Here is a 13,651-nt window from a genome sequence, read left to right as displayed (position 1 = left end):
GGGCGGGACACGGCCTCCTCGGCGGTCAGACGGCCCTCGTCGATCATCGGCTGGACCACGGTGTGGTCGTGGGTGATGCGGAACAACGTCGCCCTGGGGCCGGCGGACCGGACAACGTCAGCTGCGTGGTGGCGGACGTGGTGGAGGCCGGGGACCGGGCGGGCGTCCAGGTGCCGTCGGGTTCCCCGTCCAGCGGCCGCGCCTTCGCCACCGTGCGCCGGGAACGTTTCCTCCGGCGGCTGATGGTGTACGGAGGGATCGTGGTGGCCGTCGCACGGGCGGCCCGCGGTGACCTCGCCGCCCACCGGCGACCGGCCACCGGCAACCGGCGCAACAGCCAAGGAGATGTGACGCGTGACCCCTCTCTTCCCGGCCCTGACCGAGCACCCGGCCGACCGGCCCGCCCTCCGGTTCGGCGAGCGCTCCCTGACCTACGCGCAGCTCGCCGCCGCGGCCGGAGCGCTCACGGGCCGCTTCGGCGGGGCCGCGCGGGTCGCCGTCTGGGCGACGCCCACGCTGGAGACGGCCGTCGCGGTCGTCGCCGCGCTGCTGGCCGGTGTGCCCGCCGTGCCGCTCAACCCCAAGTCGGGCGAGAAGGAGCTCGGCCACATCCTGGCCGACAGCGCGCCCGGCCTGGTGCTCACGGCCCCGGACGACCAGCTCCCCGCACCCCTGCGAGACCTCCCCCGCGTCGACGTCGACGTGCACGACAGCGGCCCCGTCCCCGAGGACCGCGGCGAGGCGGAGGACCCGGCCCTGATCGTCTACACCTCCGGCACCACCGGCCCGCCCAAGGGCGCCGTCATCCCGCGCCGGGCGATCGCCTCCACCCTGGACGCCCTGGCCGACGCCTGGCAGTGGACCGGCGACGACGTGCTGGTCCACGCCCTGCCGCTGTTCCACGTCCACGGCCTGGTCCTCGGCACCCTCGGCCCGCTGCGCCGCGGCGGCTCGGTGCGGCACCTGGGCCGGTTCAGCACCCAGGGCGTCGCCCGCGAGCTGAACGCCGGCGCGACCATGCTGTTCGGCGTGCCGACGATGTACCACCGGCTCGCCGAGGCCGTGACGGGCGAGCCGGACCTGGTGAAGGCGCTGACCGGGGCGCGGCTGCTGGTCTCCGGCTCCGCCGCGCTGCCCGTGCACGACCACGGGCGGATCGCGACGGCGACCGGGCGGCGGGTGATCGAGCGGTACGGCATGACGGAGACGCTGATGAACACCAGCGTCCGCGCCGACGGCGAGGCCCGCCCGGGCACGGTCGGCGTGCCGCTGCCCGGTGTGGAGCTGCGGCTGGTCGAGGACGACGGCTCGGAGGTCACCGCGTACGACGGGGAGACGGTGGGCGAGATCCAGGTGCGCGGCCCGAACCTGTTCACGGAGTACCTCAACCGGCCGGACGCCACCGCCGCCGCGTTCACCGCCGACGGCTGGTTCCGCACCGGCGACATGGCGGTGCGCGACCCCGACGGCTACGTGCGGATCGTGGGCCGCAAGGCCACCGACCTGATCAAGAGCGGCGGTTACAAGATCGGGGCCGGTGAGATCGAGAACGCGCTGCTGGAACACCCGGGGGTGCGGGAGGCCGCCGTCACCGGGGAGCCGGACCCCGACCTCGGTGAGCGGATCGTGGCGTGGATCGTGCCGGACGATCCCCAGGCGCCCCCGGCGCTGGACGAGCTGGCCGACCATGTGGCCCGGCGCCTGGCCCCGCACAAGCGGCCGCGGGTGGTCCACCACCTCGACGCCCTGCCCCGCAACGACATGGGGAAGATCATGAAGCGGGCGCTGCCCCATGGCTGAGCGCCTCTCCGCCCGCGCGGTCGTCGCCGCCCTCGCCGACGAGGCCACCTTCGACGAACTGCCCGCTCCGGTCCGGAAGTCGCCGCCCGACGGCCCGCTGGCCTGGCCGGGCTACGACGCCGCCCGCGCCCGGGCCGCCGCGCGCACCGGCGAGGAGGAGTCCGTGGTGTGCGGCACCGCCCAAGTCGGCGGCACCCGGGCCGTGCTGATCGCGTTCGAGTTCGGCTTCCTCGGCGGCTCCCTGGGCGAGCGCACCGGCGACCGGCTGGAGGCGGCCCACGCGTACGCCCGGGAGCGTCGCCTGCCGGTCGTTCCGCTGGTGGCCACCGGGGGCAGCCGGATGCAGGAGGGCATGCGGGCGCTGGCCCAACTCCAGCGGGTGGCCCGGCAGTCGGCGCTCACCCGGGAGGCCGGACTCGCCCAGGTGTCCGTTCTGCGCGACCCGACGACCGGGGGCGGCTGGGCGACGCTGGGCGCGGGCGCCGACGTGGTCCTCGCGCTGCCCGGGGCGCAGGTCGGCTTCGCCGGTTCCCGGGTGCGCCCGGCGGACGCGGACCCGGCGGCGTACACCGCCGAGGCGCAGGTCGCGGCGGGCGCGGCGGACGCGGTCGTGACGCCGGGCGAGCTGCGCGCGACGCTGGCGCGGTGGCTGCGGCTGCTGACCTGCCCGTCCACCACGCCGGCCCCGCCGCCCGAGCCGCTCGGCGAGCGAGCGGTCCTGCCGGCCACCGGCTGGGACGCCGTCCGGCGCGCCCGCTCACCGCTGCGCCCGCGCGCCGCGGCCTACCTGGACGCCTACTTCACCGACCGGGTCGCGATCAGCGGGGACCGCTGCGGCGGGGCCGACCCGGACGGCATGCTGTGCGGCTTCGGCACGCACCAGGGGCGGACGATCGCGTACGCCGCGCAGACCGGGACCGCGACCCGCCCGGCCGGCTACCGCACCGCCGCCCGGCTGATCCGCCTCGCGGACCGGCTGGGCATCCCGGTGCTGACCCTGGTGGACACCCCGGGCGCCGCCAACGACGCCGAGGCGGAACGGCAGGGCGCGGGCGCCGCGATCGCCGGCCTGTTCGGCGCGGTGGCGAGCGCCCGCACGCCACTGACGACGCTGGTGATCGGCGAGGGCGGCTCGGGCGGCGCGCTGGCCCTGGCCGCGCCCGGCAACACCTGGGCCACACCGGACAGTTACTTCTCGGTGATCGCCCCGGAGCTCGCGGCGGCCATCCTCAAGCGCCCGCCCCGCGAGGTGGAGGCGACGGCGGACCAACTGCGCATCCGCCCGCAGGATCTGGTGGAGCTGGGGGTGATCCGGGGGACGGTCGGAGACTGAGGTACCGGTGGCCGCCCGCCACGCCTGCCCCTGGCCGGCATCCACGCCCGCGGCACGGACCTGACCCTGCTGACCCCGCACCCCGACTGCCTGCTGCGCGTCATGCGCTCCACCGGCGGCGCCGCGACGGGCGTCCTCATCGGCTCCACGGTCCCCGAGCCGACCGCCGCCCGGCAGGCGGGCCTGCGCTTCGTCGCCCTGGCCCGCGACACCACCGCCGGCCGGCTGCTCAAGGAGGCGGGCTGTGAGACGACCGTCACCTCCCTGGCACCGCTGCTGGAGGCCGCCCGGTCCCTGTAGCACGGCCCGAACCCCCCGTTCGGCGGCGCCCCGCCCGGCCCCCTCCGAAAGGCGGCCCGGGGCCCTCCCGCGCACGATGCGAGGGAGGCCCGCCACCCGGCGGCCTCACGTCCGCGAGGCCCGCCACCTGGCGGCCCCCCACGGTCTGTGCTCTCGGGAGGACCTGCCATGACCGCCAGTCTGGAGCAGCTGCGCCGCTGCCACTTCGCCGTCGACCTGGGGGCGGCCCGCACGCGGGTCTACGTCAAGGGCGCCGGGCTCGTCGTCGACCAGCCGTCCGCCGCCGCCGTGAACACCCGCACCGGGGCGCTGATCGCGGTCGGTGAGCTCGCGGAGCAGATGACGGGCCGCACCCCCGGCTACATCCGGGTCGTCCGGCCGGTCTCCGGCGGCAGCGTCGTCGACATCGAGATGGCCCAGCGCATGCTGCGCCACCTGCTCGGCGACAAGATGCGCCGCGGCCTGCGCCGCAAGCCGATCCTGCGCGCCGCCGCCTGCACGCCGCACGACGCCGACCCGCTCGCCCAGCGGGCCGCGATCGAGACGCTGGTCGGCCTCGGGGCCCGGCGCGTGGAGCTGGTGGACACGCTGATCGCCGCGGCGGTCGGCTGCGGGCTGCCCGTGGAGCAGCCCGAGGCGACCATGATCATGGTGTGCGGGGCGGCGGCCACGCAGGTGGCGGTGCTGTCCCTCGGGGCGATCGTCACCGCCGAGCGCATCCCGGTGGGCGGCGAGGCCGTCGACCAGGCGATCGTGCAGCACCTGCGCCTCAGGCACGAGCTGATGCTGCCGAGCCAGTCGGTCCGGCCGCTGCAGCTCGCCCTGTCGGGCAACGGCCTCACCCCGCACGGCCCGGCCTCGACGGAGATCCACGGGCGGGACGTCGCCACGGGTCTGGCCCGCTCCGTGCAGGTGGACACCGCGGCCGTGCGGGACGCCATCCAGACGCCGCTCACCGCCGTCCTGGACGGCATCGGCAAGGTGCTGCGGTCCTGCCCGCCCGACCTGGTCGCCGACCTGGCCGACCGGGGGATCATGATGGTCGGTGGCAGCGCCCTGCTGCCGGGCCTGGACCAGATGCTGCGGCAGGCGACGGGCATGCCCGTGCACATCGCGGAACGCCCGGACGTGTGCGCCGTCCAGGGGCTGGGCGCCATGCTGGAGGGCAGGATCGCGCCACTGGCCCTGGACCCGCTGGGCAGCTGAGCGCCGGGGACCGGCCGGAGGGTGATCGGAAAGCGCCCTGAAGGCCGTCGCAGTCCCTCAGAGAGCGAACCAGCAGCGTACGGTCGTGCCGCTGTCGCCCCGGTGCACCCGCACCAGGTCGGCGATCAGGTTGACCATCAGCATCCCGCGGCCCCCGCGCTGGTCCCGGGGCACGGGCCGGCGCCCGGCCAGGACGTCCGCGAGCCGCCCCGCGTCCCGCACCTCGCACACCACGTGCCCGTCCTCGCTCCACACCCGCAGGACGCCGGTACCACCCCCGTGCACCACGCTGTTGGTGGTGAGTTCCGCCATGGCGAGGGCCAGGTCGTCCCGCTTGACGCCGGTGAGGCCGAGCCGGGAGGCCTCCCCGACGGCCACGTGCCGGGCGTGGGAGAGCGACTCGGTGTCGAAGGCGAAGGCCAGCGCGTGCGCGACCGGGTCGAGGGGCTCGTTGTAGCGGTCGACGACGTCTCCGGGGGCGTACGCGGCGCTGTCCTCCGCCGTCCTGGAGCCCTCGGGGATGACGACGGGGTGGGTCGCGCGGGCGTCGGCGAGCACGTGCTCGGGGAGCGCCCGGGTGTCGTACGGGCACAGGATCGTCGCCGTGCTGCCCCGGAAGGCGGCGTTGATGAGCGCCTCGTGCTGGGCACAGGCGGGGTATTCGGTGTCGGACCGCCCGGCCCAGATGGGCTCGCCGATGATCCGCACCCGGCGGCCGGCCGGCTGGGCGTCGGCGAAGGCGCGCAGCACGCCGGGGATGATCCGCCCCGGGTTGCGTCCGGCCTCCTCCATGTCCAGCAGCCGCACCGCGCCGGCGTCGTCGCCCAGGGCGTCCCGGACGAGGGCGAGGTTCTTGCCGGGCACCGCGACCGCCACCGGCTCGCCGGCCGCCAGGCCGTCCCGTACGAAGGGCACCGTCACATCGAGGTAGTCCTGCTCGTCCCGGTAGAAGAACGCGGGATGGACGAAGGGCTCGAGGGGCCCGAAGGGGTCCGCCACGGCAGTGGTCATGACACGGTCACCTCGATCCCCTTTTGGTCGGGCCACAGCAGGTCCAGCGTGCGCCGCAGCGCCGCCGGCGGCCGGCACACCACGAACCGCCGTCCGTCCCGCAGTCGCCCGGCGGCGGCCGCGAGCGCGCCGGCGCCCGCCACGTCGACGAACGTCACGTCGGACAGCTCCAGGTGGTACACGTCCTCGCCTTCACGAACGGCTTGCTCGAGTACACCTTCCCAGATCGCCCGAGTGGTCAGTCCGACCTCCCCGGCCGCCCGGACTCCCCGACCGCCGGTCAGCGGGAACACCGCCAGGCCCGGCGAAGGCCCGGGGGCCTCGACGGCCGGTGCCTGATACCGAGTGTTCACGCCCCTCTCCCCACACTCCTCGACCACAGCGCACGTACCCGCGCGCTGGAGGCTCATTCCCCCCAGCCGCGTGTACTAAGCCGTCCGGCGGGCAGGCGCATCTCACACCGACGTCGACGGGGGCGAGTGACGTGGTGCAGTCCGGCGAGACGGACCCGACCGACGAGGACCGACAAGGCGGTGACATGACCTCTGCGGCATCACCACATCTGACAGGAGGGCTGAACACCCTGGTCATCCGCGGCCGCGTCGACGCGGACCGTGCCGAGCTCAGCCCGCGCGGCGAGCTCGTCCACGGCTGCGCCGACGTCCTGGCCCGGACGCTGGCCGAGCTGCCGGCGGGCGTCACCCGGGTCGAGCTGGACATGGCGGACGTGCACTTCATGGACACGGCCGGGCTGCAGTTCCTGGACGTGCTGGGGGACTTCCGCCGCCGTCGGTCGCTGACCGTCACGGTGACGAACTGGAACGGCCAGCCGCGCCGCATCCTGGAACTCGCGGGCCTGGACACGGCCGACCCGCTGGCCGGCCCGGACACCTCGGGCCCGGGCGCCTCGGGCACGGGCACCACCGGCCCGGCCCTGACGACCTCGGCGGTGGCCCTGGAACGCGCCGAGCGTCTGCACGTGCTGCAGGAGGAGGTCGAGCAGCTGCGCCAGGCCATCGCGTCCCGCCCGGTCATCGACCAGGCCCGCGGCATCCTCATGGCCACGCACGGCTGCACGTCCGACCAGGCGTGGCACATCCTGCGCGAGACGTCCCAGCTGTCGAACACGAAGCTGCGGGACGTGGCGGCGGCGGTGACGGCGAGCGCCGAGGGGGACGGCCCCGCCCCGCCGGCCGAGCTGCGAACGGCGCTGCAGCGGGCGATCGCGAGGCGGAACAGGGGCTGACGCCCACCGACGCCCGGACGCGGGCGCGGGGCCGGACGCGGCCGGGGAGCGCGGTCCCCGCGCCCCCGAAGCCGGGCGGTTTCGCGGGGAGGGTGCTCGGGTACCCGGCGGCGGCCCGCTCCGCACTCAGGCGAGGAGAACCCCATGGGTTTCAACCCCCTCGAGCACCAAGGCATCCCCCTGGACCGTCAGCTGCGCAGCTGGCGCGAGCTGGACGTCGAGCCGATCGACCCCGACCACGCCGATCCGTACACCCGCTGCCGCGTCATCACGATGAACGGCATCGAGGTCGAGGCGATCCTCTTCAGCCACCAGCTCGCCCGCCGCTGCCCCGACCCGGACGTCAAACGGCAGCTGGCCGAGGTCCGTTACATCGAGCACCAGCAGCAGAAGGCGGTCAACTGGCTGCTGCCCGGCCTCGCTTCGGTCCTGGAGACCACGATCGCCTACGAGCAGGTGGCCGTGGACCTCACCGGCTGGGTGGCCCGCCACGAACCCGACCCGTACCTGAAGCAGGCCTACGAGTTCGGCGTCCTGGAGGACTTCGACCACCTGTACCGGTACGCCAACCTCTACGAGATGATCGAGCACCGCAAGGCGGAGTCGATCGTCGACGGACTGACCGAGGTCATGCCGGGCCGGCCCACCAAGTACCACCACCGCCACCCGGCCGACAACGTCCGCGAGCCGTACGACCGCTCGACCGTGAACCCGCTGTCCAAGCTGCACGCGCTGACGATCATGTCGGCGGAGCAGCAGACCATGAACTTCTACATGAACGTCGGCCCGCAGTACATGGAGCCGATCGCCCGTCAGCTCTACCAGGAGATCGGCCTGATCGAGGAGGAGCACGTCACCCACTACGAGTCCCTGGTCGACCCGGGCGAGACGTGGTGGGAGCAGCTGGTCAACCACGAGTACAACGAGTGCTACCTCTACCACTCCTTCATGGAGCAGGAGCCGGACCCGAAGGTGCGGGCCATCTGGGAGCTGCACCTGAACATGGAGCTGGAACACCTGCGCATCGCCTGCGACCTGATGCGCCGTCACGACGGCCGGGAACCACAGGAGATCCTCGCGCCGGAGCTGCCGAACGTCCTGACGTTCGAGGAGAACAAGACGTTCGTGCGCAACCTGCTCGACACGCAGATCGACCTGACCACGCTCGGCACCGGCTACGTCCGGGACGCGCACGAGCGGTTCGAGAAGCTGCAGGAGCAGATCCACGGCGGCGAGGAGCCGCCCAGTGAGCGCGTGATGGTCCAGCACGACGAGATGTTCGGCCGCGAGTACCGCATGGAGACCGAGGGCGAGCACCCGGACCCCGCCCTCCGGGAGGGGCACTGACATGGCGGGGATCGCAGCGAGTGACACCGACGTCGTGGCGCTGCTGATGCGCCAGCACGGCGACATCCGCAACCTCTTCGACGAGGTGGAGCGGACGGCCGGTGACGAGCGCCGCGCCGCGTTCCGCGACCTGGTCCGGCTGCTGGCCGTGCACGAGACGGCCGAGGAGGAGGTCGTGCGGCCCTTCACCCGGGCGAACGTGCCGGGCGGCGAGCAGGTCGTCGAGGACCGCCTGAACGAGGAGCGGGAGGCGAAGGAACTCCTGTCGCGGCTGGACGGCATGGACACCGACGATCCGAAGTTCCTGCCGGAGCTGCTCGCCCTGCGCCTGGACGTGATGGCGCACGCCCGGGCGGAGGAGCGCTACGAGTTCAACCACATCCGCCGCCACGCGGACCAGGGCCGCCTTGCGTCGATGGCCTCGGCCCTGAAGGCGGCCGAGGCCATGGCCCCGACCCGCCCGCACCCCGGTACGGAGTCCGCGGCGAAGAACCTCGCCGTCGGCCCGCTCGCGGCCCTGGTCGACCGCACGCGGGACGCCGTCCGCAAGGCCATGGGCAAGGACGGGTGACGTACCGCCGCTCGCTGGCCGGTGGGGCGCTGTCGGGAGTCGGCATCGCCGCGTTCGTCGACGAGGTCGTCTTCCACCAGCTGCTCCACTGGCACCACTTCTACGACAGGTCCACACCCGACGTGGGACTGGTCTCCGACGGCCTGTTCCACGCCGGGGGGTGGCTCGCCATGGTGGCGGGCCTGTTCGTCTACGCGGACCTGCGCCGCAGGGGCGGCCCGCTGCGTCCGGCCTGGTGGTCCGGCGTCTGCCTGGGCCTGGGCGGCTTCCAGCTCTACGACGGCACGGTCCAGCACAAGCTGCTGCGCCTGCACCAGATCCGCTACGAGGTCGACCCGCGGCCGTACGACTGGACCTGGAACGTGGTCGCGGCCCTGTTCCTGCTGGCCGGTCTGCTGCTGTGGCGCCGGGCCCGGCGGGCAGCGCGCGGGGGACCGCGATGACGACCCCGGCTCCCCTGCCGGTCGCCGTCCTGCTGTGCTGCCTGCTGTACACGGCCGGCGCCGTCCGGCTGCGCCGCCGCGGGGACCGCTGGCCGGTGGGCCGGGACGCGGGGTGCTGGCTGGGCGGGGGCATGCTGGTGGCCGCGTTCGCGGTGCCGTGGCAGGAGTGGCTGCCCCCGTTCTCCGCGCACACGGCCGCCCACGTCATGGCCGGCATGGCGGCTCCGCTGCCGCTGGTCCTCGCCCGGCCCGTGACCCTGGCACTGCGCGCCCTCCCGCTGCCCGCCCGCCGCGCCCTGGTCCGGCTGACCCGCTCCCGGCTCGTCACGGCGCTGGTCTTCCCCCCGGTGGCCGCGGCCCTGGACATCGGCGGCCTGTGGCTCCTCTACCGGGGTCCCCTGCCGCCCTCCCTGCACCACCATCCCCTGCTGCTCCTGCACCTCTTCCTGGCCGGTCTGCTCCTCACGTTCGCCCTGCTCGCCGTGGACCCGGTGCGCCACCGGCCGGGCTTCGCCGTGCGGGCGGGCACCCTCCTGGCGGCCGCCGCGGCCCACGCCGTCCTGGCGAAGAGCCTGTGGGCGACGGGCCCGCCCGGCACCGCCCACGCCCCCGCCGACCTGCACCTCGCCTCGCAGCTCATGTACTACGGCGGGGACGCGGTGGAGATCGCCCTGGCCGCGCTGCTGGCGTCCCAGTGGTACCGCGCACAGGGGCGATCACTCCGGCCCCACCGGGGTACCCGGCAGCCGGCACCGGCATAAGGAGACAGACCATGACCGACCAGACCCCGTCCCAGGCCGAAGGCGACCGCGAGGACGACCAGGACACGCCCCCGACGCCGACCCCGACCCCCTCCCAGGCGGAGGGCGACCGCGACGACACGGAGCCCGAGGAGGACGACACGGCATGACGGACGCGGGCCCGGCCCCCGGGGCAGGCGGACACGCCGGTGGGCTCCGCGCACCCGGCCCACGGGCCCGGCATGCGCTCCCGGCTTCCGGCGCGGCGGCGGCGCCCGTCCGCCCGCCGGCGCCTCCCACCCCGTGCACCACCGCCGCTCCGGCCGCGGTGGTGAGCGCGTGAGCCGCCTCTGGGACCGGGCCGTGGTCCCCGCGGCGGACACCGTCCGGCGCGGCCCCGCCCCGGGTGCTCGGACCACCGTGCGGGCGGGACGTAATGTCCTCGGTGTGAGCGATGCGCCTGCCGACCCGGCCCTGCGGGCCGCCTACCGACTGTGCCGACGCCGGACGAGGATCCAGGACCCGGCGGAGTACGCCCTCATCCAGCTGGTCCCCGCCCCTCTGCGCCCGGCGCTGCACGCCCTGTGGGCCGCGGCCAACGCCCTGGACGACCTCGGCGACGACCGCACCGCCCCGGCCGCCGAACGGGCCGCCCGCGTGGAGGCGTGGATCGCCGCCCTGCACCGCGAACTGCCCACCGGCACCAGCCCGGACCCGATCCGCCACGCCCTGGTCGACACCGCCGGGCGCTGGCGCCTGGACCTGTCCGAACTGCAGGCCGCCATGACCCAGGTCCGGGACGACACCGACGGCCGGCGCTTCGCCGACTGGGCCGAGTGGCGTGCCTGGGGCCGGGAGAACCTGCTGCCCTGGTTCGCCCAGGTCCGCGCGGTCCTCGACCGCGCTGGCGTCCCCGTGGCCCTGCGCCTGGACACCCGGGAGTCCTACGAGGAGTTCCTCGACGGCGTCCGGCTGACGGACATCCTCACCGACCTGTCCGCCGACCTGGCCCAGGGCGACCTCCTGCTGCCCGAGGAGGCCCTCGACCGGCACCCGGGCTCGGCGGAGGACCTGGCCCGGCTGCGCTGGAGCCCGGCCGTGTCGGCCCTGGTCACCGACCTGACGGGCCTGGCCCGCCGGTGGGTCGGCCAGGAGACCCTCACCCGCGGCATGCATCCCGGCCCCGCGACGGTCCTGCACACGATGGCCGCCCTGCTGCACGCGCAGCTCGACGCCGTCGACGCGGCCGGCGCGGCCCTGCTGCGCACCCGGCCCCGCCCCGCACTGCGCACCCGGGCCCGCATCCTCGCCCCGGCCCGCGCCCGCGCGGCCCTGGCCTGGTCCCTGACCCCCCTCACGCTGCCGCCGTCCCGGTCGCCGGGCGACCCGCAGCCGGTCCCCGCGCCCGTCCGGCCGGCCGCCGCCGCGGCCTTCCGCCGCCCGCCCCCGCACCCGAGCGGTGAGCGTCCCCCCGCCATCCCGGCCGCCCACCTCCCCACGCACGTCGCCGTGATCATGGACGGCAACGGCCGCTGGGCGACGCAGCGCGGCCTGCCCCGGTACGAGGGGCACCGGGCCGGGGCCCGGGCGGTGCGCGAGGTGGTGCACGGCGCCTTGGAACTGGGCCTGCGGCACCTGACGCTGTACACGTTCTCCACCGAGAACTGGAGCCGCGACCCGGAGGAGGTCGACGCGATCCTGGGCCTGCTGCGCGACGAGGTGGCCGAGAACCCCTTCCAGGACCTCGACGTCCACATGCGCTGGCACGGCCGCGCCGGGCGGCTGCCCCCCGACCTGGCCGATCTGCTGCACCTGCGCGAGCGCACCACGCGCGGCCGGACCGGGCTGACGCTGACGATGTGCGTCGACTACGGCGGCCGGGACGAGATCACCCGTACCGCGGCCGCGCTGGCCCGCCGGGCGCGGGCGGGGCAGCTGGACCCCGACCGGATCACGGACGAGGACTTCGCCCGCCATCTGCCCCACCCGGACATGCCCGACGTGGACCTGCTCTGGCGCACCGGCAACGAGCAGCGCACGTCCAACTTCCTGCCCTGGCACTCGGCCTACGCGGAGCTGCACTTCACGCCCGGGCTGTGGCCCGACACCGACCGCCGTCACCTGTGGCAGGCCGTCACGGCCTACACCCACCGCCAGCGCCGCCTGGGCGCCGAGAGCCCGAACCCGCTGTCCCTGTAGGCGCCTCGCCCACCGGCGGGGCAGACGGTGTCACACCGTCCCGCCCCGCCGGCCCGGCCCGCAGGGTCAGCAGGTGAAGCCGCCCTCGCTCAGCGCCTCGTCGACGCGGGCGCGGTGGTTCGCCTCCCACGCGTCGAGGGATTCCCCGGCTGTCCCGGCCGACTTGCCGGGGATCGGGATGACGCCACGCGCTGAAGTACGTTGTGCACGTGGCGGGTTACATACTGACCGGGGCCGACGACCAGGAGGTCGAGCGCCGGACGCGGGACCTCGCCCGGTGGTACGCCGCGGGGGTGCGGCGTACCGGACGCCACGGCGACGGCGGCCACGCGCCCCTGGACTGACAGCGGATCGAACCAGCGGGGAGCCGGGAGCCACATGCGCTGCATCATCGTCGGTCGGGAGCGGTCGGCGGTTCGATCGGGGGCCGGCTGCACGGAAGCGGCCGGCCGGTCGTCCTGGTCGCCCGCGGCGTGCTGCGGCTCACGGTCCCCACCGGCACGCTCACCCTCGACGTGAGTCGAGGGCACCGCCACTCCTGCGCCCCACGGCTGGAAACGGACCTGCGCGGGAAACGCGCAGTGGGGCGGGTGGGACTCGAACCCACGGCCGACGGATTATGAGTCCGCTGCTCTAACCGGCTGAGCTACCGCCCCATAGCGGCGTGTCGCGTACATGTGTGCGCGCCGTCTGCCGCAGCATAGCCGCTCATACGATCTCCTGCTTCGGATGGTCGGCTCGGCCACGGCGTTCGTGACCTTGATGACTCCGCCCCGGGCCGGACGGTTCCACCGGACATGAAAAAGGACCCCTGAGGGGCCCTCGTTCACCGTGCTCCCCCGACTGGACTCGAACCAGTAACCTGCCGGTTAACAGCCGGCTGCTCTGCCAATTGAGCTACGGAGGACCGAGCTCCCCGGACTGGACTCGAACCAGTAACCTGCCGGTTAACAGCCGGCTGCTCTGCCAATTGAGCTACCGAGGAAGGTCTCGTTGCATCGAACGTACCTACCTGGGTATTCGCCAGGGGGCGCGCGCTCGCTGCGACACATACATTAGCGCAAGCAGGGGGGTGCTCCGCCAATCGGTACTCCCCGGCGCCGACGCCGCACCGGAGACTCACGCAAGAGAAGGGTGGCAGCCATGCGTTACCGGCTCACGTTCGTCGCCGGAGTCGTCCTGGGTTACGTGCTGGGCACGAGGGCCGGACGCGAGCGCTACGAACAGCTGAAGAAGTCGGCCCGGCAGTTCGCGCAGAACCCGGCCGTCCGCAACACCGCGGAGTCGGCGGCCCAGCAGGGGCGCGAGTTCGCGGGCAAGGCCTACCACGTGGTCAGCGACAAGGTCGGCGACCGCGTCCCGGACTCGGTCGCCGACCGCGTCCGCCAGCTCAAGGAGCGCGCCACCCACAACGGGGGCCAGGACGACTGGGGCACGAGCAACACCTGATCCGAG

General features: G+C 74.6%; 15 protein-coding genes, 3 tRNA genes and 1 pseudogene. 13 read left to right on the top strand and 6 right to left on the bottom strand.

What is annotated here, in order from left to right:
• Window positions 1-305, bottom strand: a pseudogene (locus RIN80_RS00780) (hypothetical protein); the annotation flags it as partial.
• Between the two features lie 49 nt (window positions 306-354).
• On the opposite strand from RIN80_RS00780, the gene RIN80_RS00775 reads away from it, so the two are divergent.
• The 4 genes from RIN80_RS00775 to RIN80_RS00760 all read left to right on the top strand — a co-directional run bounded on the left by RIN80_RS00775 (window position 355) and on the right by RIN80_RS00760 (window position 4,639).
• Entirely contained in the window at window positions 355-1,800 is a 1,446-nt protein-coding gene (locus tag RIN80_RS00775; protein WP_309093475.1) for an acyl-CoA synthetase, read from the top strand.
• Complete coding sequence (locus tag RIN80_RS00770) at window positions 1,793-3,133, top strand: carboxyl transferase domain-containing protein (RefSeq protein WP_309093474.1); 1,341 nt, start codon at window positions 1,793-1,795, stop codon at window positions 3,131-3,133. The genes RIN80_RS00775 and RIN80_RS00770 overlap by 8 nt, the downstream gene beginning before the upstream one ends.
• Window positions 3,134-3,235: 102 nt before the next feature.
• Window positions 3,236-3,433, top strand: coding sequence for a hypothetical protein (locus tag RIN80_RS00765; RefSeq protein WP_309093473.1), 198 nt, complete (start codon window positions 3,236-3,238; stop codon window positions 3,431-3,433).
• Between the two features lie 168 nt (window positions 3,434-3,601).
• Window positions 3,602-4,639 carry a rod shape-determining protein gene (locus tag RIN80_RS00760; RefSeq protein ID WP_309093472.1) on the top strand — a complete coding sequence of 346 codons (1,038 nt, stop codon included), beginning with the start codon at window positions 3,602-3,604 and terminating at the stop codon, window positions 4,637-4,639.
• 57 nt (window positions 4,640-4,696) lie between these two features.
• On the opposite strand, the gene RIN80_RS00755 is transcribed toward RIN80_RS00760, so the two are convergent.
• Window positions 4,697-5,650 (bottom strand): sensor histidine kinase, encoded by a 954-nt coding sequence (locus RIN80_RS00755; RefSeq protein ID WP_309093471.1) that lies wholly within the window; start codon window positions 5,648-5,650, stop codon window positions 4,697-4,699.
• Window positions 5,647-6,060, bottom strand: coding sequence for an STAS domain-containing protein (locus RIN80_RS00750; RefSeq protein WP_309093470.1), 414 nt, complete (start codon window positions 6,058-6,060; stop codon window positions 5,647-5,649). The genes RIN80_RS00755 and RIN80_RS00750 overlap by 4 nt, the downstream gene beginning before the upstream one ends.
• A 128-nt stretch (window positions 6,061-6,188) precedes the next feature.
• On the opposite strand from RIN80_RS00750, the gene RIN80_RS00745 reads away from it, so the two are divergent.
• The 8 genes from RIN80_RS00745 to RIN80_RS00710 all read left to right on the top strand — a co-directional run bounded on the left by RIN80_RS00745 (window position 6,189) and on the right by RIN80_RS00710 (window position 12,540).
• Window positions 6,189-6,896 carry an ANTAR domain-containing protein gene (locus tag RIN80_RS00745; RefSeq protein ID WP_309093469.1) on the top strand — a complete coding sequence of 236 codons (708 nt, stop codon included), beginning with the start codon at window positions 6,189-6,191 and terminating at the stop codon, window positions 6,894-6,896.
• Window positions 6,897-7,040: 144 nt separating this feature from the next.
• The gene (locus tag RIN80_RS00740) at window positions 7,041-8,243 is read left to right on the top strand and encodes a hypothetical protein (protein ID WP_309093468.1); all 1,203 of its coding nucleotides are present in this window, start codon (window positions 7,041-7,043) and stop codon (window positions 8,241-8,243) included.
• 1 nt (window position 8,244) lies between these two features.
• The gene (locus RIN80_RS00735) at window positions 8,245-8,814 is read left to right on the top strand and encodes a hemerythrin domain-containing protein (protein WP_309093467.1); all 570 of its coding nucleotides are present in this window, start codon (window positions 8,245-8,247) and stop codon (window positions 8,812-8,814) included.
• Complete coding sequence (locus tag RIN80_RS00730) at window positions 8,811-9,257, top strand: DUF2243 domain-containing protein (RefSeq protein WP_309093466.1); 447 nt, start codon at window positions 8,811-8,813, stop codon at window positions 9,255-9,257. The genes RIN80_RS00735 and RIN80_RS00730 overlap by 4 nt, the downstream gene beginning before the upstream one ends.
• Window positions 9,254-10,018 (top strand): cytochrome c oxidase assembly protein, encoded by a 765-nt coding sequence (locus RIN80_RS00725; RefSeq protein WP_309093465.1) that lies wholly within the window; start codon window positions 9,254-9,256, stop codon window positions 10,016-10,018. Before RIN80_RS00730 ends, RIN80_RS00725 begins: the two co-directional genes overlap by 4 nt.
• Before the next feature lie 11 nt (window positions 10,019-10,029).
• Window positions 10,030-10,167 carry a hypothetical protein gene (locus RIN80_RS00720; RefSeq protein WP_309093464.1) on the top strand — a complete coding sequence of 46 codons (138 nt, stop codon included), beginning with the start codon at window positions 10,030-10,032 and terminating at the stop codon, window positions 10,165-10,167.
• A gap of 277 nt (window positions 10,168-10,444) precedes the next feature.
• Window positions 10,445-12,196, top strand: a complete 1,752-nt coding sequence (gene uppS / locus RIN80_RS00715; RefSeq protein ID WP_309093463.1) for a polyprenyl diphosphate synthase — start codon at window positions 10,445-10,447, stop codon at window positions 12,194-12,196.
• 209 nt (window positions 12,197-12,405) lie between these two features.
• On the top strand, window positions 12,406-12,540 hold the full coding sequence (locus tag RIN80_RS00710) for a hypothetical protein (RefSeq protein ID WP_309093462.1): 135 nt from the start codon (window positions 12,406-12,408) through the stop codon (window positions 12,538-12,540).
• 238 nt (window positions 12,541-12,778) lie between these two features.
• Here RIN80_RS00710 and RIN80_RS00705 read toward each other — a convergent pair.
• From RIN80_RS00705 to RIN80_RS00695, 3 genes are all read right to left on the bottom strand, one after another.
• Window positions 12,779-12,852: transfer RNA gene (locus RIN80_RS00705), tRNA-Ile, on the bottom strand.
• A gap of 178 nt (window positions 12,853-13,030) precedes the next feature.
• Window positions 13,031-13,103, bottom strand: a tRNA-Asn gene (locus RIN80_RS00700).
• Window positions 13,104-13,108: 5 nt separating this feature from the next.
• Window positions 13,109-13,181 (bottom strand) — tRNA-Asn (locus RIN80_RS00695).
• A gap of 158 nt (window positions 13,182-13,339) precedes the next feature.
• On the opposite strand from RIN80_RS00695, the gene RIN80_RS00690 reads away from it, so the two are divergent.
• Window positions 13,340-13,645, top strand: coding sequence for a YtxH domain-containing protein (locus tag RIN80_RS00690; protein WP_309093461.1), 306 nt, complete (start codon window positions 13,340-13,342; stop codon window positions 13,643-13,645).
• Window positions 13,646-13,651 lie beyond the last annotated feature (6 nt).

The sequence above is a fragment of the Streptomyces sp. genome (assembly GCF_031181705.1).
GTDB lineage: Bacteria > Actinomycetota > Actinomycetes > Streptomycetales > Streptomycetaceae > Streptomyces.
This window is presented reverse-complemented; position numbering and strand designations above follow the sequence as displayed.

What these genes read in the sequence shown, in the direction of transcription:
- RIN80_RS00770 (WP_309093474.1), top strand. Translation starts at nt 1,793, where the DNA reads ATGGCTGAGCGCCTCTCCGCCCGCGCGGTCGTCGCCGCCCTCGCCGAC.
- RIN80_RS00765 (WP_309093473.1), top strand. Translation starts at nt 3,236, where the DNA reads ATGCGCTCCACCGGCGGCGCCGCGACGGGCGTCCTCATCGGCTCCACG.
- RIN80_RS00760 (WP_309093472.1), top strand. Translation starts at nt 3,602, where the DNA reads ATGACCGCCAGTCTGGAGCAGCTGCGCCGCTGCCACTTCGCCGTCGAC.
- RIN80_RS00755 (WP_309093471.1), bottom strand. Translation starts at nt 5,650, where the DNA reads ATGACCACTGCCGTGGCGGACCCCTTCGGGCCCCTCGAGCCCTTCGTC.
- RIN80_RS00750 (WP_309093470.1), bottom strand. Translation starts at nt 6,060, where the DNA reads ATGAGCCTCCAGCGCGCGGGTACGTGCGCTGTGGTCGAGGAGTGTGGG.
- RIN80_RS00745 (WP_309093469.1), top strand. Translation starts at nt 6,189, where the DNA reads ATGACCTCTGCGGCATCACCACATCTGACAGGAGGGCTGAACACCCTG.
- RIN80_RS00740 (WP_309093468.1), top strand. Translation starts at nt 7,041, where the DNA reads ATGGGTTTCAACCCCCTCGAGCACCAAGGCATCCCCCTGGACCGTCAG.
- RIN80_RS00735 (WP_309093467.1), top strand. Translation starts at nt 8,245, where the DNA reads ATGGCGGGGATCGCAGCGAGTGACACCGACGTCGTGGCGCTGCTGATG.
- RIN80_RS00725 (WP_309093465.1), top strand. Translation starts at nt 9,254, where the DNA reads ATGACGACCCCGGCTCCCCTGCCGGTCGCCGTCCTGCTGTGCTGCCTG.
- RIN80_RS00720 (WP_309093464.1), top strand. Translation starts at nt 10,030, where the DNA reads ATGACCGACCAGACCCCGTCCCAGGCCGAAGGCGACCGCGAGGACGAC.
- RIN80_RS00690 (WP_309093461.1), top strand. Translation starts at nt 13,340, where the DNA reads ATGCGTTACCGGCTCACGTTCGTCGCCGGAGTCGTCCTGGGTTACGTG.